General features: G+C 64.7%; 20 protein-coding genes. 11 read left to right on the top strand and 9 right to left on the bottom strand.

The window, feature by feature from the left end; genetic code table 11:
• Window positions 1-102: 102 nt before the first annotated feature.
• The 5 genes from ACVOLL_RS17535 to metK all read right to left on the bottom strand — a co-directional run bounded on the left by ACVOLL_RS17535 (window position 103) and on the right by metK (window position 5453).
• Window positions 103-1005, bottom strand: a complete 903-nt coding sequence (locus ACVOLL_RS17535) for a phosphatidate cytidylyltransferase (RefSeq protein WP_481514052.1) — start codon at window positions 1003-1005, stop codon at window positions 103-105.
• Window positions 1006-1082: 77 nt separating this feature from the next.
• Complete coding sequence (locus ACVOLL_RS17530) at window positions 1083-1676, bottom strand: lysophospholipid acyltransferase family protein (RefSeq protein ID WP_481514050.1); 594 nt, start codon at window positions 1674-1676, stop codon at window positions 1083-1085.
• Window positions 1676-2299 carry a CDP-alcohol phosphatidyltransferase family protein gene (locus ACVOLL_RS17525; RefSeq protein WP_481514049.1) on the bottom strand — a complete coding sequence of 208 codons (624 nt, stop codon included), beginning with the start codon at window positions 2297-2299 and terminating at the stop codon, window positions 1676-1678. Before ACVOLL_RS17525 ends, ACVOLL_RS17530 begins: the two co-directional genes overlap by 1 nt.
• 574 nt (window positions 2300-2873) lie before the next feature.
• A complete protein-coding gene (locus tag ACVOLL_RS17520; protein WP_481514048.1) occupies window positions 2874-4088 on the bottom strand; it encodes a DUF1444 domain-containing protein in 1215 nt (404 codons plus the stop codon).
• Window positions 4089-4217: 129 nt separating this feature from the next.
• On the bottom strand, window positions 4218-5453 hold the full coding sequence (gene metK, locus ACVOLL_RS17515) for a methionine adenosyltransferase (RefSeq protein WP_481514047.1): 1236 nt from the start codon (window positions 5451-5453) through the stop codon (window positions 4218-4220).
• Between the two features lie 194 nt (window positions 5454-5647).
• Here metK and olsF point away from each other — a divergent pair, with 194 nt between their 5' ends.
• The 7 genes from olsF to ACVOLL_RS17480 all read left to right on the top strand — a co-directional run bounded on the left by olsF (window position 5648) and on the right by ACVOLL_RS17480 (window position 13961).
• Window positions 5648-7360: a bifunctional ornithine lipid synthase OlsF gene (gene olsF, locus ACVOLL_RS17510; RefSeq protein WP_481514046.1), complete on the top strand. Its 1713-nt coding sequence runs from the start codon at window positions 5648-5650 to the stop codon at window positions 7358-7360.
• Window positions 7357-8160: a UDP-2,3-diacylglucosamine diphosphatase gene (locus ACVOLL_RS17505; protein WP_481514045.1), complete on the top strand. Its 804-nt coding sequence runs from the start codon at window positions 7357-7359 to the stop codon at window positions 8158-8160. Before olsF ends, ACVOLL_RS17505 begins: the two co-directional genes overlap by 4 nt.
• A gap of 67 nt (window positions 8161-8227) precedes the next feature.
• On the top strand, window positions 8228-9613 hold the full coding sequence (locus tag ACVOLL_RS17500; RefSeq protein ID WP_481514051.1) for a TolC family protein: 1386 nt from the start codon (window positions 8228-8230) through the stop codon (window positions 9611-9613).
• Window positions 9610-10620, top strand: a complete 1011-nt coding sequence (locus ACVOLL_RS17495; protein WP_481514044.1) for an HlyD family secretion protein — start codon at window positions 9610-9612, stop codon at window positions 10618-10620. Before ACVOLL_RS17500 ends, ACVOLL_RS17495 begins: the two co-directional genes overlap by 4 nt.
• A complete protein-coding gene (locus ACVOLL_RS17490) occupies window positions 10605-11768 on the top strand; it encodes an ABC transporter permease (RefSeq protein ID WP_481514043.1) in 1164 nt (387 codons plus the stop codon). The genes ACVOLL_RS17495 and ACVOLL_RS17490 overlap by 16 nt, the downstream gene beginning before the upstream one ends.
• On the top strand, window positions 11765-12877 hold the full coding sequence (locus tag ACVOLL_RS17485; RefSeq protein WP_481514042.1) for an ABC transporter permease: 1113 nt from the start codon (window positions 11765-11767) through the stop codon (window positions 12875-12877). The genes ACVOLL_RS17490 and ACVOLL_RS17485 overlap by 4 nt, the downstream gene beginning before the upstream one ends.
• Window positions 12878-12905: 28 nt before the next feature.
• Complete coding sequence (locus tag ACVOLL_RS17480; protein ID WP_481514041.1) at window positions 12906-13961, top strand: metal-dependent hydrolase; 1056 nt, start codon at window positions 12906-12908, stop codon at window positions 13959-13961.
• Here the strand turns inward: ACVOLL_RS17480 and ACVOLL_RS17475 are convergent.
• A complete protein-coding gene (locus ACVOLL_RS17475; protein WP_481514040.1) occupies window positions 13955-14776 on the bottom strand; it encodes a methyltransferase domain-containing protein in 822 nt (273 codons plus the stop codon). The genes ACVOLL_RS17480 and ACVOLL_RS17475 overlap by 7 nt on opposite strands.
• A gap of 354 nt (window positions 14777-15130) precedes the next feature.
• Between ACVOLL_RS17475 and ACVOLL_RS17470 the strand changes: the two genes are divergently transcribed.
• A complete protein-coding gene (locus ACVOLL_RS17470) occupies window positions 15131-15730 on the top strand; it encodes a nitroreductase family protein (protein WP_481514039.1) in 600 nt (199 codons plus the stop codon).
• 270 nt (window positions 15731-16000) lie between these two features.
• Here the strand turns inward: ACVOLL_RS17470 and dusB are convergent, their stop codons facing one another.
• From dusB to ACVOLL_RS17455, 3 genes are all read right to left on the bottom strand, one after another.
• The gene (gene dusB / locus ACVOLL_RS17465; RefSeq protein ID WP_481514038.1) at window positions 16001-16990 is read right to left on the bottom strand and encodes a tRNA dihydrouridine synthase DusB; all 990 of its coding nucleotides are present in this window, start codon (window positions 16988-16990) and stop codon (window positions 16001-16003) included.
• 142 nt (window positions 16991-17132) lie between these two features.
• Window positions 17133-18083, bottom strand: a complete 951-nt coding sequence (locus tag ACVOLL_RS17460; RefSeq protein WP_481514037.1) for a ribokinase — start codon at window positions 18081-18083, stop codon at window positions 17133-17135.
• 101 nt (window positions 18084-18184) lie between these two features.
• Entirely contained in the window at window positions 18185-19483 is a 1299-nt protein-coding gene (locus ACVOLL_RS17455) for a NupC/NupG family nucleoside CNT transporter (protein ID WP_481514036.1), read from the bottom strand.
• 203 nt (window positions 19484-19686) lie between these two features.
• Between ACVOLL_RS17455 and ACVOLL_RS17450 the strand changes: the two genes are divergently transcribed.
• From ACVOLL_RS17450 to ACVOLL_RS17440, 3 genes are all read left to right on the top strand, one after another.
• Window positions 19687-20658, top strand: a complete 972-nt coding sequence (locus ACVOLL_RS17450) for a potassium channel beta subunit family protein (RefSeq protein WP_481514035.1) — start codon at window positions 19687-19689, stop codon at window positions 20656-20658.
• A gap of 341 nt (window positions 20659-20999) precedes the next feature.
• On the top strand, window positions 21000-21194 hold the full coding sequence (gene hemP, locus ACVOLL_RS17445; protein WP_313173472.1) for a hemin uptake protein HemP: 195 nt from the start codon (window positions 21000-21002) through the stop codon (window positions 21192-21194).
• Between the two features lie 152 nt (window positions 21195-21346).
• Window positions 21347-23551, top strand: coding sequence for a TonB-dependent hemoglobin/transferrin/lactoferrin family receptor (locus ACVOLL_RS17440; RefSeq protein WP_481514034.1), 2205 nt, complete (start codon window positions 21347-21349; stop codon window positions 23549-23551).
• The last annotated feature ends 52 nt before the right edge of the window (window positions 23552-23603 follow it).

Raw genomic sequence — 23603 nt, 5'->3', positions numbered from 1 at the left:
TACCAGGGCCATGCCCTGCAATTCTTGTCGGCCGCCCCGTTTTCGCGCCAGGCGCACCGCCGGCTGCGGGGGGGGTGTCGCTCCCCCCCCCACTACAGGGCCTTACTGGAAGTTGTAGCGCACCACGTGGAAAAACACCGGCGCGGAGAACACCACCGAATCCAGCCGGTCCAGGATGCCGCCATGGCCTTCGATCATCTCGCCCCAGTCCTTGGCGCCAAGGCTGCGCTTCACCGCCGACAACGCCAGCCCGCCAAGGAAGCCGCAGATCACGATCAGCAGCGACAGTGCCGCCGACTGCAGCGGTGAGAACGGAGTGATCCAGTACAGCGCGGCACCAACAGCTGTCGCAGCCAGACCACCGCCAACCAGACCTTCAACCGTCTTCGATGGGCTGACCAATGGCGCAAGCAGGTGTTTGCCGAACAGCTTGCCGAACACGTACTGCAGTACGTCGCTGAGCTGCACCACCAGCAGCAGGTAGAACAGCAGCATCAGGTTCTGCCCTTCGTAGCCGGGAATGCGCAGCAGCATCAGTGCCGGCGCGTGGCTGAGGCAGAACACGGTGAGCATCACGCCCCACTGGATCTTGGTGTTGCGCTCCAGGAAGTTCTCGGTGTCACCAGACAGTGCCGATACCGCCGGCAGGGCGAGGAAACCATAGACCGGGATACACATGACGAACAGGCCGTACCAGTCGATGCCGATCAGCCAATACTGCAGTGGGATGGCGATGTAGAAGCACAGGCACAGCGCAAGGTGATCGCCACGGCGCGTCGGCGTCAGCGAGATGAACTCACGCAGCGCAAAGAACGACAGCAGGCCGAAGAACACCAGCGTGGCGATCTTGCCCAGCACGAAGCAGAACAGCAGCACCGCGGCCATCACCCACCACGCACGGATGCGCGCGTTGAGGTTGTCGACCACCGAGCCCGGTTTGATCCTGCCGAGGATGAAGCCGATCGAGCTGGCGAGGATCAGCACACCAAACACGCCGCCAATCATCCACCAGAAGCTGGGCGGCGCGCGGTCGATGGCCTGTTGCAGGAAACTGCCCAGCGGCAATTGCAGGAATACGTTGTTCATGCCAGTTCCACCACCGCGTTGCGGGCACGTTCCAGGAACTGCGCCTTGTCTTCATCGGGAACGCGTGCGAGCGGTGCACCAAAGCGCGCCGTGCACACCAGTGGCACCGGTACCATGCTGCCCTTGGGCAGCGCGCGACGAGCATTGTCCAGATACACCGGCACCAGCTCCACATGCGGGTAGTGCTGGGCCAGATGGAACAGGCCGGCCTTGAACGGCTGCGGCAACGGCTCGTGGTTGCGGGTGCCTTCCGGGAACAGGATCAATGAATCACCTGCATCCAGCGCGTCATGCAGCGGCTGCAGCGGATCGCCTTCGCACTTGCTGCGGTCGCGCTCGATCAATACGGCATTGAAGCCCTTGTCGGCGATGACCTTGCGCACGCCCTTGCTCCAGTAGTCGCGTGCGGCGACCGGACGCGTGTGTTCGCGCAGCGCCGGTGGCAGCGCTGACCACAACGCCACGGTATCCAGGTGGCTGGCATGGTTGGCGAAGTAGATGCGTTGAGTGTCGGTAGGGCGGCTGCCAACCCAACGCGGGTAGGCACCAATGAAAATCTTGACGGCGGCGACCAGCAGGCTTGAGAGCATCAGTTGCCTGCCTTGAGTTGTGCGGCAATGGCGCGGGTGCGGGTGATGCAGGTCAGCAGCGAGCCGGCGGCGATGATGATGGCGGCTGCGGGTATCGCGTAATACGTGTGCGTGGTCAGCTGCTCGATGATGGCGAGCACGCAGGCTGCGGTGAGCACGAACATGCGGTGTTGCTTGGCCATTGGGCCGCGGAAATCCTGGGCCAGGCCGAGGCTGGCGCCGGACAGGCGTACATAGGCGGTGAGCGCGGCGAGCAGGGCGCCCAGCCAGCCAAGCCAAGGCATGCCAGCGGCATAGCCTAGCGCGATGATCAGCAGCGAGTCGGCGATGCGGTCCGGGTACTCGTTGTAGAGCGCACCAGTAGGTGTCTGTTTGCCGCCTTCCATCGCCACCATGCCGTCGAGCAGGTTGCAGATCAGGCGCAGCTGGATGCCGATGGCGCAGGCGATCAGCCCGGGTATGCCGGGCCAATACAACAGCGCAGCGGCGCCCCCTGCGGCGAAGAAAATGCTGAGTACCGAAATCTGGTTCGGTGTGATTGAGGAGCGTGCCAACGCGGCGCTGAGGGCGCGAGCCCAGCCGGTGGAACGGGCGGCAATTGGTCTACGGTCTTCCTTTCCCATGGGCCGATGGTAGTGCATTGCTCGTGATGGGGAACAGGGCGGAGCGTACAAGGCTGCTGGACCGAGCATGTCTAAGGTCTGTGCGGTGCCGGGCTGGGTGGTGTTTGTGGCTTTGGTTGCGGCTGTTATCGCCGCTGCGGCGGCTGTGGCTGTGGCTGTGGCTGTGGCTGTGGTTGTGGCTGTGGCTATTGCTGTTGTTTTGGCTGTTGTTGTTGCTGTTGCTCTGCTCTGCTTTGCTCTGCTTTGCTCTGCTTTGCTTTGCTTTGCTCTGCTTTGCTTTGCTTTGCTCTGCTCTGCTTTGGCTTTGGCTTTGGCTTTGGCTTTGGCTGTTGCTGCTGGCTGTCCCTTCTCCCGCTTGCGGGAGAAGGTGCCCGGAGGGCGGATGAGGGGGCTGTTGGGTTTTTGTTTTTGCTTTTGTCTTTGCTTGATCAAAAGCCAAAGCTCCCCTCATCCCAACCCTTCTCCCGCAAGCGGGAGAAGGGCTAAGGCAGTAGCGGAGCCAAAGCCAAAGCCAAGAAGGCTGCCCTCGCGGGCAGCCTTCTTGGGCCGAGCACCATCGACGCTGGGAACCAGCTCAAAGCGTCTGCAGTCGCGCGCGGGTCTCTGCATCAGGGAAACCGAGCGTCAGGTAGCGAGGCGGGTGGATATGCCGCGTATCTTCTCGCAACAAATAGCCGAGGATGGGGTGTGCCTGCTCCCAGTCAACCATCAGGGTCTCTGCTTCCCCATCCTCCACTGGCATCACCAGCACCAGACGGTCTGTGCGTGGCAGTGAGCTGGCAACCCCGTCGGTCCAGGCGCACAACGAAACCCGGTCTTCGCTGTGAACCATGAAGCTGGCAACAAACACATCTTCCTCATGCTTCTGGTGCACGCGCTCCAGCAGCTGCTTCTGCAGGGCGTATGCATCGGCGTCGAGTTCCAGCCGAAGTTGCCGCTGGCGCTCGCGCAGGCCAGCATCCGCCAGCACGTGCGCATGCAACTGGCCGTCGTCGTAGCGCAGTACTTCCCAGGAAATCACACGCCCATCGGCAAACGCATTGGCGGCCAATTCCAGCATCTGCGCCTGCCCCTGCAGGTCGCCTTCGCCGGTGACCAGCAATACGTCACGGGTAGCCAGCATGAACACCGGCAGCCCGGCGACCGGCACCCGATGCAGCAGATCGGGTAGCAGGGCGCGGCTGCTGTCATAGGCATCGCCCCATGCCGCCTGATAGACGCCGGGCGCTACCTCGACGAAGGGCTCATCAGGGCTTTCCCGCAGATTGCTGCGGGCGATGCTCAAGGCCTCGTCGAAGTCGACACCCCAGGCCTCTTCCGGGCCGCGGGTGAGGGTGGCAGTGTGGTCCGGGTGATCTACTGCCAGCAGCTCGACGCACTCCTCGCTCAGGCGGCGGTACTGCAGCTGCATGGGAGGGGCATCCCAACCATCCTGTTCGGCATGATGCAGGCTGATCTCCTCGAGCTGGGTGATGCTGCGGATCAAGGGGCGCAGCAAAGGCCGGGTCTGCTCCCAGCTCATCGCGTCATCTTTTTCGTGGACGCCAAGCAAGCTGCTGAAGGCCAGCAAGGCCTTGCGTTGCTGCCCGCGCGGGGCGCCGAGATAGGCGTGGTAGGCGTTGTGCAGGTTGAAGTAGGAACCGTTGGCATGGCGGATGCGGAAAGTATCCGCCTCGTACTCCAGTTCATGCGGGTAGCCATTGCTGCGCACCGCGTCGATGAACTTGCGGGCAAACCGGTCCGGGTCGGGCTTGTCCTTGAACAGATTGCCGAAAAATTCTGAAAACATGCCAACGCTCCCTGTGTATGCAGGGCAATGGTGTGCGGGCGCGTCGTTGCTTGGCAAGCGCGGTTGTACAAAAAGCAGACGGGCCGCTTGCGCGGCCCGTCTGGGTGGTGCTTTTACCTGTCGCCGAACTTACTTCAGCTTTGCAGCCTTGCGCAGGGCTTCGGCACGGTCGGTGTTCTCCCAGGAGAACGCAGTCGCGTTCTGGGTCTTGCCGTCGCCGTCGACGTACGAGAATTCCTTCGGCTTGCGACCGAAGTGGCCGTAAGCAGCGGTCTGCTGGTACATCGGGTGGATCAGGTCCAGCATCTTGATGATGCCGTACGGACGCAGGTCGAAGTGGGCGCGGATCAGCTTCTCGATCTGTGCGTCCGAAATCTTGCCGGTGCCGAAGGTGGTGACCGAGATCGAGGTCGGCTCGGCCACGCCGATGGCGTAGGAGACCTGCACTTCGCACTTGTCGGCCAGGCCAGCGGCAACCACATTCTTGGCGACGTAACGGGCAGCGTAAGCGGCCGAACGGTCAACCTTGGACGGGTCCTTGCCGGAGAACGCGCCGCCACCGTGACGGGCCATGCCGCCGTAGGTGTCGACGATGATCTTGCGACCGGTCAGGCCGCAATCGCCCACCGGGCCGCCGATCACGAAGATGCCCGTCGGGTTGATGTGCACCTTGTTCTTCGGCAGCTTGTCCAGCCATGCCTTCGGCAGCACCGGCTTGAGGATGTGCTCGCGCACGGCCTCGACCAGGTCCTTCTGCTTCACGCCCGGATCGTGCTGGGTCGACAGCACAACGGCGTCAAGACCTTCGATCTTGCCGTCCTGGCCGTAACGCAGGGTTACCTGGCTCTTGGCGTCCGGGCGCAGCCACGGCAACGGCGAGTTCTTCTTCTTGCGGATCTTGGCCTGCTGCTCGACCAGGCGGTGCGAGTAGTAGATCGGTGCCGGCATGAATTCCGGGGCTTCGTTGCAGGCATAGCCGAACATCAGGCCCTGGTCACCAGCGCCTTGCTCTTCCGGCTTCTTGGCCTTCTTGTTGGTGCCGTCAACGCCGGCAGCAATGTCGGGCGACTGCTTGCCCAGCATGTTGATGATGGCGCAGGTGTGGCCGTCGAAGCCGACGTTGGAGTTGTCGTAGCCGATTTCGTTGATGACGTTGCGGGTCAGTTCTTCGATATCGACCCACGCCGAGGTGGTCACTTCGCCGGCGACAATTGCCGCACCGGTCTTGACCAGGGTTTCGCAGGCCACGCGGGCGCGTTTGTCCTGGGTCAGGATCGCGTCCAGCACCGCATCGGAGATCTGGTCGGCAATCTTGTCCGGATGGCCTTCGGAGACCGATTCGGAGGTGAACAGGTAGCTGGACATCGGGCTATATATCCCTTGATTCGGATGGAAAGATGGGCGCGCATCATACACGGTCGGCACCTTGACGGAATAGTGCCGAAGTGTCTGTTGCCATCCGGTTAAGCCACAGTCACCGGATTGCCGCAAAACCGCAACCGGCCTGCCTTGTGGCGGGCGCAGGCTCCCGGCCAATGGGCCGACAGGGAGACCTTGCCATGCAACAGATCGCGCAGCGCCTGCAGCAACGCTACCCCGATTGGTTCCACGGTCCGCGCCGCCACCTGGCCCGGCCACTGCTGCGCACAGTGGGGCGCTGGTCACGTTTCGAGCAGATGGACGCCTTCCTGCAGCGCAGTGCCGGGCTGCAGGGCTTCGCCTTCGTCAGTTCCGCGCTGGGCTTCCTCGACGCCGGCTACGCGGTGGATACGGCGGCGCTGGCGCGGATTCCGGCCAGCGGTCGCCTGCTGATCGTCGCCAACCACCCGTCCGGGGCGCTGGACGCACTGGCGCTGCTGGACGCGGTGGGGCGGGTGCGTAGCGACGTACGGATCATTGCCAACGACATGCTGCTGGAGCTGGAACCGCTGCGCGAGCTGCTGCTGCCGGTGCGCATCCTCGGCGGCAGCGCGCAGCGGGCCAGCCTGCAGGCGGTGGAGCAGGCGCTGCAGGCCGAGCAGTGCGTGATCGTATTCCCGGCCGGCGAGGTCTCGAGGCTGTCGCTGCAGGGCATCCGCGACGGTCGCTGGAACCGTGGTTTCGTCCGCTTCGCCCGTGCCTGCGCCACGCCGGTGCTGCCGGTGCGGGTGCAGGCGCGCAATTCGGCGCTGTTCTACGGCGCCTCGGCGCTGTTCAAGCCGGCCGGCACCGCCTTGCTGGCGCGGGAGATGTTTGCCCGCCGCAAGCGCCCATTGCGCCTGCAGATCGGCCAGCTGATGCGGCTGGATGCGCAGCAGGACCCGGCGCGGCAGCTGCAGGCGGTGCGTGATGCGCTGTACGCGCTGGGCAAGGAGCAGCAGGGCGCCGAGCTGCAGGAGAGCAGCCCGCAGCCTTTGGCCGAACCGATTGCTGCGGCCCAGGTCGCCGCCGCCATCGAGACGACGGAGCTGCTGGGCCAGACCAGCGACGGCAAGCAGATTCGCCTGGCCCAATGCGCGGCCAACTCGCCCTTGCTGTTGGAGCTGGGCCGGCTGCGTGAGCTGACCTTCCGCGAAGTGGGCGAAGGTACCGGCCGCAGCCGCGATCTGGATGACTTTGATCCGCTCTACCAGCACATCGTGGTCTGGGACGCGCCAGCCCAGCGCATCGCCGGTGCCTATCGGGTGATGCGCGGAGCTTCGGCGCTGGCGCGCAGTGGCCTGCAGGGCCTGTACACCGCCAGCCTGTTCCGCTACTCGGACGATGCCATTCCGCGCATCGCCGAGGGCATGGAGCTGGGCCGCAGCTTCGTGGTGCCTGACTACTGGGGCAGCCGCAGCCTGGATTATCTGTGGCAGGGCATCGGTGCCTACCTCGCCAGCCAGCCGGGCGTGCGCTATCTGTTTGGCGCGGTGTCGATCAGCGCTGCCCTGCCGCGCGAGGCGCGCGAGCAATTGGTGGCGTATTACCAGCAGTACTACGGCGCTGGTCGCAGCCTGGCCGAGTCGAACCGGCCCTTCCAGTACTTTGCCGCGCCGCCGAGCTTCGGTGAGCTGGATACGCAAGCCGCTTTCGAGGTGCTCAAGGCCAACCTGGCGACGCTGGGCACCAGCGTGCCGACCTTGTACCGGCAGTACACCGATCTGTGCGAACCCGGTGGCGCGCGTTTCCTCGCGTTCGGCGTGGACCCGGATTTCAGCGATTCCATCGACGGCCTGATCGAGGTGGACCTGCAGGCGATCCGCCCGCACAAACGCAAACGCTATCTGCGTGATGCCGGAGCAACGGCATGAGTGCGGTGCCGGTGCTGCCGCCGCACCGGCGCGCAGTGTTCATCTCCGACACGCATCTGGGCGCACGCCATTGCCATGCGGCGGAACTGGCGCGCTTCCTCACCGGCCTGCGTTGCGAACGTCTGTATCTGGTCGGCGACATCGTCGATCTGTGGTGGCTTTCCCATAAACGTGCGACCTGGCAGCAGGCGCACAACGAGGTGATCGAAGCCTTGCATGCGCTGCGTCGTGCCGGCACCGAAATCATCTATATCCCCGGCAACCACGATGCGCCACTGCGGCGCACCTGCGGCTTGATGCTGCCGGCCATGCAGGTGCGGCGCCGCGCCATCCACACCACCGTCGATGGCCGGCGCCTGTTGGTGGTGCATGGTGATGACTACGACGGCGCCACCCACTTCGGTGGGCTGCAGGAGCGCTTTGGTGACTGGCTGTATTACCGCATCCTCACCGGCAACCGCCTGTTCAACGCCGCGCGGCGCCGGCTTGGCCTGCGCTACTGGTCGCTGTCGGAATTCCTCAAGCGCCAAAGCGGTGCGGCCGAACGCTATATCGAGCGCTTCGTGCAGGCCGGGCTGGCCGACGTACGCCGGCGCGGGCTGGACGGCATCATCTGCGGCCACATCCACCGCGCGGCGCTGGTCGAGCGCGATGGCCTGGTCTACGCCAACGATGGCGACTGGGTGGAAAGCCTGACCGCGCTCGCCGAAGACCCGGATGGCAGCCTGCGCCTGCTCGATCATTCCGGACGCAGCCTGGTCTGTTTGCCGGGCGTCGAGAGGCTGGCGCAGGCGGCCTGATATCGCTGGCTGACTTCTTCCTCACTCGGTGGGCGGCTATGCTGGGGCCAGCCAACGAGCAGGGAGTATCGGGGTGGCAGGCAAGCAACCAGCATCGGTCGCGATAGGGTTGTGTGTGCTGTGGATGTTGCTGGCGCCACCTGCAGCGGCGGCAGAGGTGGTGCCTGCCTTGAGTTACGAGCAGGCGCGACAGCGCCTGGAGCAGGTGTCCGACGCGCTGGCCGCCGCCGATGCCGGCGTGCGCAACAAGCTGGACCTGCAGGATGCCAGCCGCTACCTGCGCTTGCCGGAGATCACCGCCGACGTGCGCCGTATGCAGTTCCAGAAGACCTTGAGCCTGCCGCTGGGGTCGTTGGCACCGGTTGCCGAGGCATTCGGCATCGAGTCGCCGCTGGAATTCGGCGAGCGTGATTGGCGCACCCGGCCCATCGTGACGGCCAGCGTGCCCTTGTACAGCGGTGGCCTGATCCCGGCCGCGCAGGGGGCTGCACAGGCCGCCAGCGAACTGGCCCAGGCCGATCGCGAACTGCAGCGGCAGTCCTTGTCGCTGCAGCTGGTGCAGGCCTACTTCGGCCAGCAGTTGGCCGAGCAGGCGGTGCAGGTACGCCGTGACGTGCGTGACGGCTTGCAGCGACATCTTGAGGATGCACAGAAGCTCGAGCGCGAGGGCTTCGCCACCAAGGCGCAACGGCTGCAGGCCAACGTCGCCCGCGACAAGGCCGAGCGCGAATATCAGAAGGCCGTCAACGATCTGTCCACCCTGCAGCAGGCGCTGGCCACCTTGCTGCGCAGTGGTGGCACGGTTGCGACGACGTCGCCGCTGTTCGTGATCAATGGTCCGGTCGGTGCGCGCGAGGAATTCGAGCGCAGTGCCCAGCAGCGGCATCCGCAGGTTGGCCGCTTGCGCGCGCTGGCTGCGCAGGCCGAACAAGGCGTGCGTGCACAGCAGGCCAAGCTCAAGCCGCAGATCTATCTGTTCGGCCAGTACGACCTGCGCCGTCGCGATGCGTTGTTGACCGACGCCGACTGGGCCTTCGGTATCGGCCTGCGCTACACCTTCCTGTCGCCGACGGCGCGGCCGCTGCAGGTCAGCGCGGCGCGCGCGCAGCTGGAGCAGGCGCAATCGGGGCTGAGCGAAGTGGAGAACCAGTTGCAGCTTGGCGTCGGCAAGGCCTGGAACGAGCTGGAGACCGCCCGCGTGCAGTTCCAGCTGCTGGACAGCAGCATCGCCCAGGCGCAGGAAAACCTGCGCCTGCAGGAGCTGTCGTTCCGCGAAGGCCAGTCCACCTCGCTGGATGTGATCGACGCGCGGCTCGGCCTGGGTGGTGCGCAGGTGGAACGTGCACAGGCCGCCTATCAATTCGACGTGGCGCTGGCGCAGCTGCTGGAAGTGAGCGGACAGCTGCAACGTTTTGACGACTACCGCCAACGCGCGGACAAGGTGCTGGAATGAGCGATTCGCTGCAGGTGGAGACCAATCCGCGGCAACGCCGCGTGTTCCTGATTGCCGGAGTGGTGTTGCTGGTGCTGGTGGCGGTCGGCCTGTGGCTGGGCCTGCGCAGCCCACCGGACCAGGTGCAGGGCATGGCCGATGCCGACAACGTCAACGTCGCCGCCAAGGTCACCGCGCGCCTGCAGCAGTTGCATGTGCGCGAAGGCGACCGGGTCAAAGCCGGGCAGGTGCTGTTCGATCTCGACAGTCCCGAGGTTGCCGCCAAGGAGCGCCAGGCTGACGCGGTGGTGGCTGCAGCTGCGGCGATGGCATCCAAGGCCGAGGAGGGCGCACGCAGCGAGGATATCCGCGCCGCCGAAGCCAACTGGAAGCGCGCACAGGCCGGCGCCGAACTGGCGACCAGTACCTTCCGCAGGCTCGACAATCTCTACGCCGAGGGCGTGGTAAGCCGGCAGAAGCGCGACGAAGCACAGGCGCAGGCGCGCAGTGCCAACGAACTGACCCGCGCTGCCCGCGCGCAGTACGACCTTGCCCTGGCTGGTGCCCGCGTGCAGGACAAGGACGCGGCACTGGCACAGGTACGGCAAGCGGAGGGCGCCAAGGCCGAGGTTGATGCGGCGCGCCGGGAAACCCAGGGCCGTGCGCCGCTGGCAGGTGAGGTCGGCAAGCGCATGGCCGATATCGGCGAACTGGTGCCGGCCGGCTATCCGGTCTTCACCCTGGTCGACATCGACCACATGTGGGTGGCGCTGAACCTGCGCGAGGACCAGATGAACGGACTCAAGCCCGGCGCCCGACTGCAGGGCACGATTCCGGCCCTGCAGGACCGCAGTGCGGCGTTCGAGGTCTACTTCATCAACCCGGCCGGTGACTACGCCACCTGGCGCAGCACGCGGCAGTCGTCCGGCTATGACGTGCGCAGCTTCGAGGTGCGGGCGCGGCCACAGCAGGCAATCGAAGGATTCCGGCCGGGCATGAGCGTGCTGTTTGCATGGCCGCAGGACTGACATCGGCCGGCGCCTTCGCCGCCTCGCTGCGGCGCGAGTTGCAGCACTGGCGCAGTGACCGCTGGGAGCTGGCGTTGGTGACGGTGCTGCCGCTGCTGCTGATGGCGCTGATGATGTGGCTGTTCTCCGGCTCGGTGCTGCGGCAGGTGCCGATCGCCTTGGTTGACTTGGACCGCAGCCCGACCAGTCGCGGCTTGGCACGCGCCATCGATGACAGCCCCGGCGTGCGAGTGGCAAGCCAACCGGCGTCGCTGCAGCAGGCGCAGGCGCAGCTGCGGGCGCTGGAAGTGTTTGCCATCGTGCTGGTTCCGCGCGACCTGAGCCGGCGCGCGCTGCGCGGCGAAACGGTGCCGGTCTTTGCTTTCTACAACGCCACCTACATGGCGACCGGGCAGTCGGCCGGGCGCGATATCGGTGATGCGGTGAGCGCCTACAACGCGCGCATGCTCAAAGAGCAGATCGCGCTGCAGGTTGGCCCGGCAAAACTGCGCGGGCCGCCGGTCACGGTGCAGGCAACGGTGCTGTACAACCCGGCGCGCAGCTATGAGTTGTTCCTGCTGCCGTTGATCTTCCCGGCCATGCTGTCCCTGCTGGCCGCGCTCGCGGCCGGTGCCGCGTTTGGGCGCGAGCAGCGCGATGGCCTGCTCGGCGGCTGGTTGCAGCACCGGCCGTGGGCGGCGATGGCCGGCAAACTGTTTCCGTATGTCGCGCTGTTCTCGCTGTATGGCGCGCTTGGCGTGCTGTATCTGGCCTATGTGCGCGGTGACGGCATGGCCGGCAGCCTGTGGCTGATGCTGCTGGCGCAGCCGCTGTTCTATCTGGCCTGCTGCAGTTTCGCGCTGCTGTTCATCGCCGTGACCCGCGACATCTGCACGGGGCTATCGGCGGTGGGTTTGACGATTGGTACCGCGCTGGCGTTCTCCGGTGCCACCTTCCCGGTGATCGAGGCGCCGTTGTTCACCCGCGTCTGGAACCTGTTGCTGCCGCTCACCGCCTATGTGCAGGTGCAGATGCAGCAGTTGTTCATGGGCGCGCCTTGGCAGGTGTCGCTGCGGCCATTGGCGGTGCTGTTGTTGATGACCGTGGTGGCCGGCGGCTTGGGGGCGTACCTGCTGCTGCGCACTGCACGCCAGCAGGTGCGTGCATGAGCGGCTTCGGCGCTGGCTTCCGGAGCGCCCTGCAGGCGATGTTCGCCGACCCGGCCGCGCGCGCGGTGATGATAGGCGCGGTGCTGCTGTACTCGTTCTTCTATCCGGCGGCGTATCGCCATCAGGTCGCCAGTGACCTGCCGATCGCGGTGGTGGACGCTGATCACAGCGCAACCAGCCGCGAGCTGATCCGGCATGTGGATGCACTGCTGGCGGTGCAGGTGGTCAGCCAGCCGCCGGATCTGGCCCAGGCCAAACAGCAGCTGCTGCGCGGCCAGGTGGATGGCATCGTGCTGATTCCGCAGCGGCTGGAGCGCGACATCCTGCGTGGCGGCAGCGGTCAACTTGTGTTGTTGGGAAATGGCGCCTACCTGAGCCGGGCCAGCGCCATCCTCAACGGCCTGGCCGAAGGCATCACCGGTTTTGGTCGCCAACAGGCGCTGCGCCAGGCAGCCTTCATGGGCGCGCCGCAGGCAGCGCCGCTGCAATTGGTGCAGCGCCCGCTGTACAACACGCGCGAAGGCTATGGCAGCAGCGTGGTGCCCGGCGTGTCGGAACTGATCGTGCACCAGACCCTGCTGCTCGGCATCGGCGTACTGCTGGGCAGTCGCCGCGCCCAGCTGGGCCGGCGCCTGCAGTTCGACCTGCCGACCTTGTCGGGAATGGCTTCGGCGTTCGTCGTGGTGGCGGTGTGCGGGCTGCTGTACTACGTCGGCTTCACTGCCTGGGCGCAGGACTATCCGCGTGGCGGCAACATTCCCGGACTGTTGTTGGCGGTGCTGCTGTTCGCGCTGGCGACGGTGCCATTCGGGATGTTCATCGCCAGCTTCTTCGATACCCGCGAACGGGCGTTCCAATATGTTACCGCGGTGTCGATCCCGCTGTTCTTCCTGTCCAACCTGTCGTGGCCGGCCATCGCCTCACCTCCGGCCCTGGTGGCGTTGGCCAAGCTGTTGCCGACCACCGCCGGCATCAATGCCATCGTCCGCACCCAGCAGTTGGGTGCGCGCCTGCCTGAGATCGGTGGCGAGCTGCTCAACCTGCTGTTGCTGGCGCTGCTGTACGGCGGCCTGATGCTGTGGCGACTGCATGGCCGGCGGCAGCGCTGAGCGCAGCGTTGGCTGCTAGCATCGGCGCATGGATTCCCTCAGCCAGATCGTTCTAGGTGGTGCCATTGCCGCCGCCATCACTCCCGCAGCGCATCGCCGCGCCGCCTTGCTTGCTGGTGCGGCCCTGGCCACGCTGCCGGATCTGGACGGTTTGGCGATCATGGCCTTCACCGACAACCCGGTGAGCCTGATGACGGTGCACCGCAGCTTCAGCCATTCGCTGTTCGTGCTGCCCTTGCTGGGCACCTTGATCTGGTGGTTGTACAAGCGCTTCGGCCATGGCCGCGTTGCCCAGGCGCCGACGCGCTGGTGGTGGGCGATGGTGCTGGCGCTGGTGACGCATCCATTGCTGGATGCCTTCACTGTTTACGGCACGCAGCTGTGGTGGCCGCTGACGCCGCCACCGACGATGTGGTCCAGCGTCTTCATCATCGATCCGCTGTATACGATCTGGTTGTTGATAGCCTGCGGCATTGCATGGTTCGCGCGTGCCCGGCCGTTGGCGCAACGCGCGCTGGTGGCGGGCCTGGTGTTGAGCAGCGGTTACCTGGGCTGGTCGTTGATCGCCAAGGCGCAGGTGGACCGAGTGGCCGCGCAGTCACTGGCGCATATGGGCCTGGCCGATGCGCCGCGCTTCTCGGTGCCGATGCCGTTCAACACTTTGTTGTGGCGGGTGGTGGCGATGACCCCGCAGGGCTATGTGGTCGGCGATCGCTCACTGTGGGCCGATCATGGGCCGATGCAGTTCCAGGGCTACCCGTCGAATGTGCAGGCGTTGCGGCAGGCTGCGGATGTGCCTGCGGTGCAGCGACTGAACTGGTTCAACCACGGCTTCATGCGCGCGCAGGTAGTCGATGGCGAACTGGTGCTCAGCGATCTGCGCATGGGCCTGGAACCGGATTACAACTTCAACTTCGCTGTTGCCAGCGAACGCGATGGCCAGTGGCAGGCGATGCCGCCACGGCAGGTGCAGCCTGCGTATCGGCAGGCAGGCAATCGCGATGTACTGAAACAGCGCTTGGCGCAGATGTGGCAGCGCATCTGGCAGGCGCCGGTGGCAACCGGCGCCGCCACAACTCAGTAGACCGTGGCGCGGGCCTGCACGAAGGAATAGAAGAACACCGCATTGGGGTCGTTCTGCACCTGGGTGAACTCGGCGCGCATGCCATCCACCGTCGCCTGGTCGACCTTGCCGGCTTCCAGCAGCTGCTCGGCGGCCGACAACAGCAGCTCTTCCCATAGCGCGAACATCACCTTGCGCCGCGCGGGTTCGCGGTTGTCCAGGTGCACGGTCTTGGTCTGCGTCTGCACATCGCGGAAGCCGCCGGCCAGCAGCAGGTTGCCGAGCTTGGCACCGACAAACGGATCGCCGCCGCTGTCGATCTGGAAATCGTTGAACGCCATCCAGTAGCGCCACAGGTTGGGCGAGTAGGGATCGAGCAGGAACGAGGCATTCATCACCTCGGTGACGAATACCGGCGAGCCCGGGCTCAGCACCCGCCGCACTTCGGCCAGCGCGCGCGCGGGCGAGGGGACGTGCTCCAACACCCAGCACAGGAAGGCGCCATCGAAGCTGCGCGGTTCGAACGGCAGGTCGGTGGCATTGGCGCGCTGGAACTCGACGCGCTCCTGCAGCCACGGCATCTGTGCCAGATGCGCGTTGGCGGCAGCCAGCTGGCGCTCGTTGAGGTCGATGCCGGTGACTCGCAGCTCGGGGAAGCGGCGCAGCAGGATCTCGCTCTGCGCACCGACGCCGCTGCCTACTTCGAGGATGTGGCGGGAATTGCAGAAATCGATGTCATGGAAGATCGCCGGTTCAAACAGGCGTGCCTGCTTGCGCAGCCGCTCCTGTTCGTTCGCGGAGAAGCCATGCAGATAGGGGAAGTCGTTGAGAGTCATAAAAACAGCGTCGTGCAGTAATCCGCCCAGTATCGCCAGCCGGTGTTACCGCGGCGCATGCATAACGGAACCCAGCATTGCGGTGCCGCAGGCAATGTCGGCGCGGCGCGGGTTTGCGGCCGGGGGCGGCTGATAGCCATTGGTTCTGAGAATTCGCCGATTTGGAATCAGGCTTTGGTGAGAGCTTGGAGGGGAGCTTGCCGGGGGCGGAAAAGCGAAATCCGCATTTGTTCTGAAAATGAAACGAATTATTGGATTTTAAGTAATTGTTCTAGTTTTGATGGCAAATACAATGGGCGCCATCAAGCAAAGGCCAGCGGTGTTGCCGGCCTGCTTTCCCCTCAGGAAACGATCATGAACAGCCAAGTCATCTCCCTGTACAAGAAGCGCCGTTCCCAGTATGCCCTCGGCAAGCAGCTGCCGATCAGCCAGGACGACACCACCCAGCTGATCAAGCAGGCCATGCGCGAAGCGCCGTCGGCCTTCAACGCCCAGTCCTCGCGCGCGCTGATCCTGTTCGGCGACCACAGCCAGAAGTTCTGGGAGCTGACCAAGGAAGAGCTGCGCAAGATCGTACCGGCCGATGGCTTTGCCGCCACCGAAGCCAAGCTCAACAGCTTCGCTGCCGGCGCCGGCACGGTGTTGTACTTCGTCGATACCGATGTGGTGAAGGGCCTGCAGGAACAATTCGCCCTGTATGCCGACAATTTCCCGGTCTGGGCCGAGCAGTCCAACGGCATGGCCCAGTTCGCGGTGTGGACTGCACTTGCTGATGCCGGCGTCGGTGCCAGCCTGCAGCATTACAACCCGCTGGTGGACGACGTGGTGCGTGCGCATTGGGGCGTGCACGGCAACTGGCAGCTGCGCGCGCAGATGCCGTTCGGCTCGAATGAAGCCCCGTTCGGTGAAAAGACCTTCATGGAAGACGAAGCGCGCTTCAAGGTATTTGCATGATCAAGGTATTCGGCTGAATTGCAGTGGCGCGGTTCTCTCCCCCGCGCGCCGCTGATAGTCGAACCGGCCCGCCAGCACCAGCTGGTGGGCCTTTTTTTTGTAGTGCCGAGCCATGCTCGGCAGAGGCTTTCTGCACCATCGGACGGATCGCCGGTAACGCCCCAGCCGAGCATGGCTCGGCTCTACAAGGGCGTCATGCACAATCGGACGGATCGCCGGTAACGCCCCAGCCGAGCATGGCTCGGCTCTACCGGGAGCGCGGCATGCCCTTTATTGCGCGTAAGCCATTTCGCCCGCTACCAGCGCATCAAAATAGTCGCGGGTCAGCCGGATCTGCGCGTCGGCGGTTTCCGCGGCGTTGACCACCGCGCGGAAAGCGGCATTCTCCGGGCGATCCTTCGCATACCAGCCCAGGTGCTTGCGGGCGATGCGCACGCCCTGCGGTTCGCCGTAGAAGGCGTGCAGGTCGGTCAAATGGCCGAGCAGGATGTCGCGTACTTCCTCCACCGAGGGCGGTGGCAGTTCCTCGCCGGTAGCCAGGTAGTGGGCGATCTCACGGAAGATCCACGGTCGACCCTGCGCGGCGCGGCCCACCATCACCGCATCGGCGCCGGTCAGCTTGAGCACCTGCTCGGCCTTGCGCGGTGAATCCACATCGCCATTGGCCAATACCGGGATCTTCAACATCGCCTTGATCGCGGCGATGGTCTCGTACTCGGCCACGCCGGTGTAATGCTGGTCGCGGGTGCGGCCGTGAATCGCCAGTGCGGCGATGCCGCTGTCTTCGGCGATACGGGCGATGGTCGGTGCGTTACGCACCTCGGCGCACCAGCCGGTGCGGATCTTCAGTGTCACCGGTACATCGACCGCATTGACCACGGATTCGAGAATGCGTGCGACCAGCGCTTCGTCGCGCATCAATGCCGAACCAGCCCAGGCATTGCAGACCTTCTTGGCTGGGCAGCCCATGTTGATGTCGATGATCTGCGCGCCGTGATCTACGTTGTAGCGCGCCGCCTCGGCCAGCTGCTGCGGTTCGGTGCCGGCGATCTGCACGCTGATCGGTGCCGGTTCACCAGCATGGTCCATGCGATGGATGGATTTGCGGGTGGTCCAGAAGCGTGGATCGCTGATGGTCATTTCCGAGGCGGCCAGACCCGCACCGAGCCGTTTGCACAGCTGGCGGAATGGCTTGTCGGTAACGCCGGCCATGGGCGCGAGCACCACGTTGGGTGCAATGGTGTAGGGGCCGATCTGCATGGCGATATTGTAAGGCGCGGGCTGGAACCCCGGCTGTAGGAGCGGCGTGAGCCGCGAAGCTGGTGGTGCGCGAAGGCTTAAGAGCTAACCCCTCCCCAACCCTCCCCTTGCCTGCGGCAAAGGGAGGGGGTACGACTGGGCCTCAGACGTCGGCCGGGGTCATCCGCGGCATCGCCAGTGCGGCGCCTTCGCTCTCGGTGGAACGGGCGGCGTACAGATTGGCGAAACGCACATGCTTGATGAACGAAGATTCCGGTGCCGCTGCCAGCGAGGCGGCCAGCGCGCCGTTGAAGGCATCGCCGGCACCGGTGGTGTCCACCACCTGCACCGACTCGGCCGGCACACGGTAGTACGGCTGGCTGTCGCTGCGCAGCTTGTCTTCATCGTGCGAGACAAATACGCCCACCGCGCCCAGCGTCACCACCACGGTGTTGCCGGACAGCTTGCGGCACAGGGCGTGCAGGCTGGCACCGTCCAGCGCCGCCACGTCATCGGCCTCGATGCGTTCGCCGACATGACGGCTGAGCAGGGCGGCAAACTCGGTTTCGTTCGGGGTCAGCACGTCGGCCAGCTTGAGCAGGCTGATGGTGGACGGGGCATTGGCCGGAGCGGCGTTGAGCATGGTCAACACGCCAGCCTCGCGGGCCTGCGCCAGCGCGGCTTCGATGGTTTCCACCGGCGATTCCAACTGTGCCAGCAAGACCTTGGCGCCACCGATCAGGGTGGCGTTGGCGGCGACGAAATCGTTGCTCAGCGAGGCATTGGCGCCTGCACCGATCACGATCGAGTTGCGGCCACGGCCATCGACGTAGATACCCGCGGTACCGGTGGGCTCGGTGGTGGCTTCGGCCACCAGCGCGATGCCGTCGGCACTGGCCAGCTGGCGGGCGAGGTCGCCGCCAGCGTCAGCACCGAGTGCGCAGACAAAGCTGGTGTCAGCACCGGCGCGGCGAGCGGCGACGGCCTGGTTGAAGCCCTTGCCACCGGGGCCGGTGCTGTAACGGCCAGCGATGGTCGCTCCCGGCGCGGGCAGGGTATCGCAGCGCCAGACGTGATCGACATTGAAGGAACCGGCAACGACTACAGAACTCATGGAATCTACGTCTCTAAGGTGGCGATGAAACAGCAGCTGCGATGGCTTGGCCATCTGACTCGGCCGCCTTGCGGCGGCCGGGCCGGATCAGCTGGATTGAATCAACTGAAGTGGGTCAGCACGCCGGCAATGGTGGCGGTCATCAAGGTGGCAATGGTGCCGCCCAGGACTGCACGCAGGCCGAACTTGGCCAGGTCCTGGCGACGGTCCGGAGCCAGGCCGCCAATGCCGCCGATCTGGATGGCAATGGAGCTGAAGTTGGCGAAGCCGCACAGCGCGTAGGTGGCGATCAGGCGGCCTTCTTCACTCAAGGTGGTGCCCGGAACGTTGCCCTGGATGATCTGCGACAGGTCCATGTAGGCGACAAATTCGTTGATCACGACCTTCTGGCCAATCAGCGAACCGACGGTGGTGGCGTCAGCCCACGGCGTGCCGATCACCCAGGCGATCGGGGCCAGCACGTAGCCGAAGATGGTGGCCAGGCTGGTCGGCTTGCCGATGGCGGCGGCCAGGCCGGTGACGTCACCAATCCAGGTCAGTGGCGCATTGAGCAGGGCGATCAGGGCGATGAAGGCCAGCAGCATGGCGCCGATGTTCAGCGCAAGGCGCAGGCCGTCAGCGGCACCGCCAGCGGCGGCGTCGATGATGTTGGAGGAGGTCTTCTCCACTTCCATCTTGACCGTGCCGCGGGTCAGCGGAGTGCCGGTTTCCGGCACCAGCAGCTTGGCGACCACCAGCGTGGCCGGCGCGGCCATGATCGAGGCAGCCAGTAGGTGTTTGGCGTAGAACGCCTGCGAGGCTGGATCGCCACCGCCGAGCATGCCGACGTAAGCAGCCAACACGCCGCCAGCGATATGCGCCATGCCGCCGATCATCATCGTGATCAGTTCGGACTGGGTCATCTTGGAAATGTAGGGGCGTACGGTCAGCGGCGCCTCGGTCTGGCCGATGAAGACGCTGGCGCAGACGCTGGTGGTCTCCGCACCGGACACGCGCATCACCTTGGTGATGGCCGCAGCCATGACCCGCACGATGGCCTGCATCACGCCCAGGTGGTACATCACGCCCATCAGCGCCGAGAAGAAGATGATGGTCGGCAGCACCTGGAAGGCGAAGATGAAGCCGTACTTGGGGATGTCCATCAAGCTGCCGAAAATGAAGTTGGAACCTTCATTGACGAAGCTCAGAATCTTGACGAAGCCCTTGCCCAGCCAGTCGAACACGTCGCGACCACCCGGAACCAGCAGCACCAGCGCCGCAAACGCAATCTGCAGGGTGATGCCGGTGGCAACCAGCTTCCAGTCAACGGCTTTCTTGTTATTGGAGAACAGCCAGGTGATGCCCAAAAGCACCGCCAGGCCGAACAGACCGAAGCCGATTCTGCCCAAACCTTCGAACATGAGTAATCCCCGGGCGTGCCCGCAAAAGACGCAAGCCTAGAGCAGCGGCTGATGCCGGGCAAGAATATCTCCGGCATAAGCAGGCATTTGCTGGGATTGCGCCGGTATCGGCAAGGTCTGCGGGCCTGTCCTGTGCGCAGTCAGGGTTACACTGGCGGCCTGTCTGCGCGAATCCTGCGCACCGTCTTACGTTGGAGCCAGCCATGCAATACCGTCGTCTCGGGTCGTCCGGCCTGCAGCTGTCCGCCTTGTCGTTTGGTGCCTGGGTGACCTTTGGCAGCCAGATCGGGCGCGATGAGTCGCGAAACCTGATCGCCGCGGCCTGGGACAACGGGGTCAACTTCTTTGACAACGCCGAGGGCTATGCCAAGGGCCGCGCCGAAGAGGTGATGGGCGATGTGATCGCCGATCTGCGCCTGCCGCGCGATGGTTACTGCGTGTCGTCCAAGGTGTTCTTCGGTTCGGCCGAGGAGCCGGCGCCGACCCAGCGTGGGCTGTCTCGCAAGCACGTCACCGATGCCTGTCACGCCGCGCTCAAGCGCCTGCGGGTGGATTACCTGGACCTGTACTACTGCCACCGTCCGGATGCGGAGACCCCGATCAGCGAGACCGTGCTGGCGATGGACACCCTGATCCGCCAGGGCAAGGTCCTGTACTGGGGTACCTCGGAGTGGTCGGGCGCGCAGATCGCCGAGGCGGTGGCCTTTGCCCGCGCTCACAACCTGTATGCTCCGAGCATGGAGCAGCCGCAGTACAACCTGTTGCATCGCGCCCGCGTGGAGCAGGAATACGCGCCGCTGTATGCCGATGCCGGGTTGGGCACCACCATCTGGTCGCCGCTGGCTTCGGGCCTGCTGACCGGCAAGTACAACGACGGCATCGCCGACGATTCGCGTCTGGGCCAGTCCTCGCTGGGCTGGCTGCAGGCCTCGGTGCTGGGCGAGCCGGCTGATGACCGTCTGGGCAAAGTGCGCCGTTTCACTGCTTTGGCCGCGGAGCTGGGCGAGTCGCCGGCGCAGCTGGCTATTGCCTGGTGCCTGCGCAACCCGCAGGTGTCCAGCGTGATCCTCGGTGCGAGCCGGGTGTCGCAGCTGGAAGAGAACCTGCGCGCGCTGGACGTGCTGGCGCGGGTGGAAGAGGGCGCCTGGCAGCAGATCGAAGCGATCTTCGCCTGATAGCGCGGTTGTAGTGCCGAACCATGCTCGGCAGGGGCCTTGCCAGCAGGGTTTCAGGACTGTGTTTGTGGGATTTGTGGGGGCGGCGTAAGCCGCGAAGCCACAGATCCGTAAGATCGCGGGCATGTTGGTAGCTTCACTACTGCCAGCTTTGCGGCTTCCGCCAGAGTTGATGGTGGGCCGGTGAGGCCCCTTGCCGAGCATGGCTCGGCACTACAGGTGGAGCCCAAGGCCCTGTCCGGCAGGGTTTGGCGCCGGATTTCGGAGTTGTTGTAAATAGTTCTTGCATCGTTATTGAGAATCATTATCATCAACTCCGTCCCCAGCACGGAATCACGATGATGTCGGCCCAGCCCGTTCTGCTTCGCCCCCGCACCCTCCACCTGCCGCAGCGCCCGGTCCAGTTGTTGCCGGTCGACGGCGTTGTCGATAGCGGTGCCCTGCTCAAGGGTCAGCGCGAGATCGTGATCCAGCACGGCGATAAGTTCTATCGCCTGCGGCACACCAGCAACGACAAGCTGATCCTCACCAAGTAAGTCGCTGCACGGCCGCGTTCGCCGCAAGCCAGCGTCGCCACGCTTGGCTCCCAGGAACGCAAGGCTCTCTCCCCCCTTGACTACAGTCTGGTTGCTCCGGCAACCGGGCTGTCTGTCAGGGGTTTTGTCCACTTCAAGATTTCCAGGCCTCCATGATTCGTCCAACTGTCTTGACTGCCGCCCTGTGGGCGGTGCTATCGCCCGCGCGTGCAGAAAACGCGGCCTTGCCCGTCGCCCACGAATTCGACCGTGTCCAGGTCACCGCTACCCGTACCGAGCGTGCGCTCAGTGATGTCGCTGCCACGGTTGATGTGATCGACCGCGAACAGCTGGACAAGCAGTTGGCCAACGACATCGCCGATCTTGTGCGTTACGAGCCGGGCGTGTCGGTGACCCGCAGCGCCACCCGTTTCGGCCTGGGTGGCTTCCGCATCCGTGGCCTGGACGCCAACCGTGTGCTGATCCAGACCGACGGCATCGCCATGCCGAAGAGCTTCAATATCGGCAGCTTCGCCAACAGCAACCGCAACTTCACTGATCTGGAAACGCTCAAGCGCGTTGAGATCGTGCGTGGCCCGGCCAGCTCGCTGTACGGCTCCGACGCACTCGGTGGCGTGGTGGCCTTTGTCACCAAGGACCCGGCCGACTACCTGAAGGACGGCAAGGACAGCTACGTCGGCCTGAAGTTCGGCTATGACGGCGAGTGGAAAGGACTGCTGGCCGGTGCAACCGCAGCGTGGGGCGGTGAGCATTGGAGTGGCATGGTCAACGTCAATCATCACCAGGGCCAGGAGACGGTCAACAAGGGTGAGGTGCGCAGCATGGACTACACCCGCACCGCGCCGAACCCGCAGGAACGCGATGGCCGCAGCGTGCTGGCCAAGCTGGTCTATGCGCCGGATGAAAGCCAGCGCTTCCGCCTGACCGTTGAAGGCAATGAGGACAGCACCGATACCGATGTGCTCTCCTCGGTCAACAACAAGCACCCGGTAGCGGCCTCGCGCACCACCACCAGCATGAAGGCGCATGACACCCAGAACCGCACGCGCCTGTCCTTCGCCCACGAAATGGATGCGCTGGACGCGGCCTTCGCCGACAGCATGAACTGGCAGATCTACCGCCAGAACAGCGAAACCAAGCAGGTCACCAACGAAGGCCGTACCAATGGCAGCCGCCGTCATCGCGCCTTCCATTTCGATCAGCTGGTGTACGGCGCGCAGCTGCAGTTCAACAAGGCCTTGCAGACCGGTTCGGTCGAGCACGCGCTGACCTGGGGCTTCGATGGCGCGCAGACCGACATCCGCCAGAAGCGCGATGGCTACCAGGTGCTGGCCAACGGCACCGTCAGCTCCAACATTTCGCCGGACAACTTCCCGGTGCGCGATTTCCCGATCAGCAAGACCACCGAACTCGGCCTCTACGTACAGGACGAAATGCGCCTGGCCGATGGTCGTCTGTCGCTGGTGCCGGGCCTGCGCGTTGACCATTACCGGCTCAAGCCCGAGCTGGATACGATCTTCAGGGAAGACAATCCGAACATGGCGGTGGCCTCGCTGACCAAGACCAGCGTATCGCCGAAGCTGGGTGTGGTGTGGCGCTTCGATGACCAGTGGTCGGTGTTTGCTGGCTACGCGCATGGCTTCCGTTCGCCGCCGTACAACGATGTCAATCTTGGCTTCACCAATCTGACCTTTAATTACACCGCCATCCCCAATCCGGACCTGAAGCCGGAAACCAGCAATGGTGTGGAGCTGGGCGTGCGCTATGTCAGCCCGGTCGCCTACATGAGCGTCAGCGGCTACTGGAACGACTACCGCGACTTCATCGAATCGCAGCGCTATGTCGGCGTCAATGCACAGGGCCTGATGGTGTTCCAGTCGCAGAACATCGCCGATGCGCGCATCTATGGTGCCGAGCTGAAGGCTGGTGTCGATTTCGGCCAGGTCAGCGATGTACTGAAGGGCTGGGGACTGCGCAGCGCTGTGGCATGGGCACATGGGCAGAACCGTACCGCGGATACGCCGTTGGACTCGGTCGACCCACTGCGCGGCACCGTCGGCCTGATGTACGACCGCGACGATTGGGGCGTGGAACTTGCCGGTACCTTTGCCCGCCGCAAGGACCGCGTCGCCGCAGCCACGGCATACCGTCCGGCTGGCTATGGCGTTCTCGACCTGATGGCGCACTGGGAATTCGCGCCGGGCGCCAAGTTCAATGTCGGTGTGTTCAACCTGACCGATCGCAACTACATCGATTGGTCCAGCATCACTTCCACGCTCGCCGCCAACAGCAGCGTGATTGATCGCTTCAGCAACCCGGGTCGCACCGTTTCGGCCAGCGTCTCGGTGTCCTGGTAAGCAACAACGTTAGCGGTTCCTCCAGGAGCCGGCGAAGGAGCGCATCGCGGCC

It is taken from the genome of Stenotrophomonas sp. STEN035, from assembly GCF_056759935.1.
This window is presented reverse-complemented; position numbering and strand designations above follow the sequence as displayed.

Bases quoted from the DNA above. Each gene is read 5' to 3' on its own strand.
- ACVOLL_RS17475 (WP_481514040.1), bottom strand. From the start codon at position 14,776: ATGACTCTCAACGACTTCCCCTATCTGCATGGCTTCTCCGCGAACGAA.
- ACVOLL_RS17460 (WP_481514037.1), bottom strand. From the start codon at position 18,083: ATGAGTTCTGTAGTCGTTGCCGGTTCCTTCAATGTCGATCACGTCTGG.
- ACVOLL_RS17535 (WP_481514052.1), bottom strand. From the start codon at position 1,005: ATGATTGGCGGCGTGTTTGGTGTGCTGATCCTCGCCAGCTCGATCGGC.
- dusB (WP_481514038.1), bottom strand. From the start codon at position 16,990: ATGCAGATCGGCCCCTACACCATTGCACCCAACGTGGTGCTCGCGCCC.
- ACVOLL_RS17530 (WP_481514050.1), bottom strand. From the start codon at position 1,676: ATGCTCTCAAGCCTGCTGGTCGCCGCCGTCAAGATTTTCATTGGTGCC.
- olsF (WP_481514046.1), top strand. From the start codon at position 5,648: ATGCAACAGATCGCGCAGCGCCTGCAGCAACGCTACCCCGATTGGTTC.
- ACVOLL_RS17450 (WP_481514035.1), top strand. From the start codon at position 19,687: ATGCAATACCGTCGTCTCGGGTCGTCCGGCCTGCAGCTGTCCGCCTTG.
- metK (WP_481514047.1), bottom strand. From the start codon at position 5,453: ATGTCCAGCTACCTGTTCACCTCCGAATCGGTCTCCGAAGGCCATCCG.
- ACVOLL_RS17490 (WP_481514043.1), top strand. From the start codon at position 10,605: ATGGCCGCAGGACTGACATCGGCCGGCGCCTTCGCCGCCTCGCTGCGG.
- ACVOLL_RS17470 (WP_481514039.1), top strand. From the start codon at position 15,131: ATGAACAGCCAAGTCATCTCCCTGTACAAGAAGCGCCGTTCCCAGTAT.
- hemP (WP_313173472.1), top strand. From the start codon at position 21,000: ATGTCGGCCCAGCCCGTTCTGCTTCGCCCCCGCACCCTCCACCTGCCG.
- ACVOLL_RS17525 (WP_481514049.1), bottom strand. From the start codon at position 2,299: ATGGGAAAGGAAGACCGTAGACCAATTGCCGCCCGTTCCACCGGCTGG.
- ACVOLL_RS17520 (WP_481514048.1), bottom strand. From the start codon at position 4,088: ATGTTTTCAGAATTTTTCGGCAATCTGTTCAAGGACAAGCCCGACCCG.
- ACVOLL_RS17485 (WP_481514042.1), top strand. From the start codon at position 11,765: ATGAGCGGCTTCGGCGCTGGCTTCCGGAGCGCCCTGCAGGCGATGTTC.
- ACVOLL_RS17480 (WP_481514041.1), top strand. From the start codon at position 12,906: ATGGATTCCCTCAGCCAGATCGTTCTAGGTGGTGCCATTGCCGCCGCC.
- ACVOLL_RS17440 (WP_481514034.1), top strand. From the start codon at position 21,347: ATGATTCGTCCAACTGTCTTGACTGCCGCCCTGTGGGCGGTGCTATCG.
- ACVOLL_RS17505 (WP_481514045.1), top strand. From the start codon at position 7,357: ATGAGTGCGGTGCCGGTGCTGCCGCCGCACCGGCGCGCAGTGTTCATC.
- ACVOLL_RS17455 (WP_481514036.1), bottom strand. From the start codon at position 19,483: ATGTTCGAAGGTTTGGGCAGAATCGGCTTCGGTCTGTTCGGCCTGGCG.
- ACVOLL_RS17495 (WP_481514044.1), top strand. From the start codon at position 9,610: ATGAGCGATTCGCTGCAGGTGGAGACCAATCCGCGGCAACGCCGCGTG.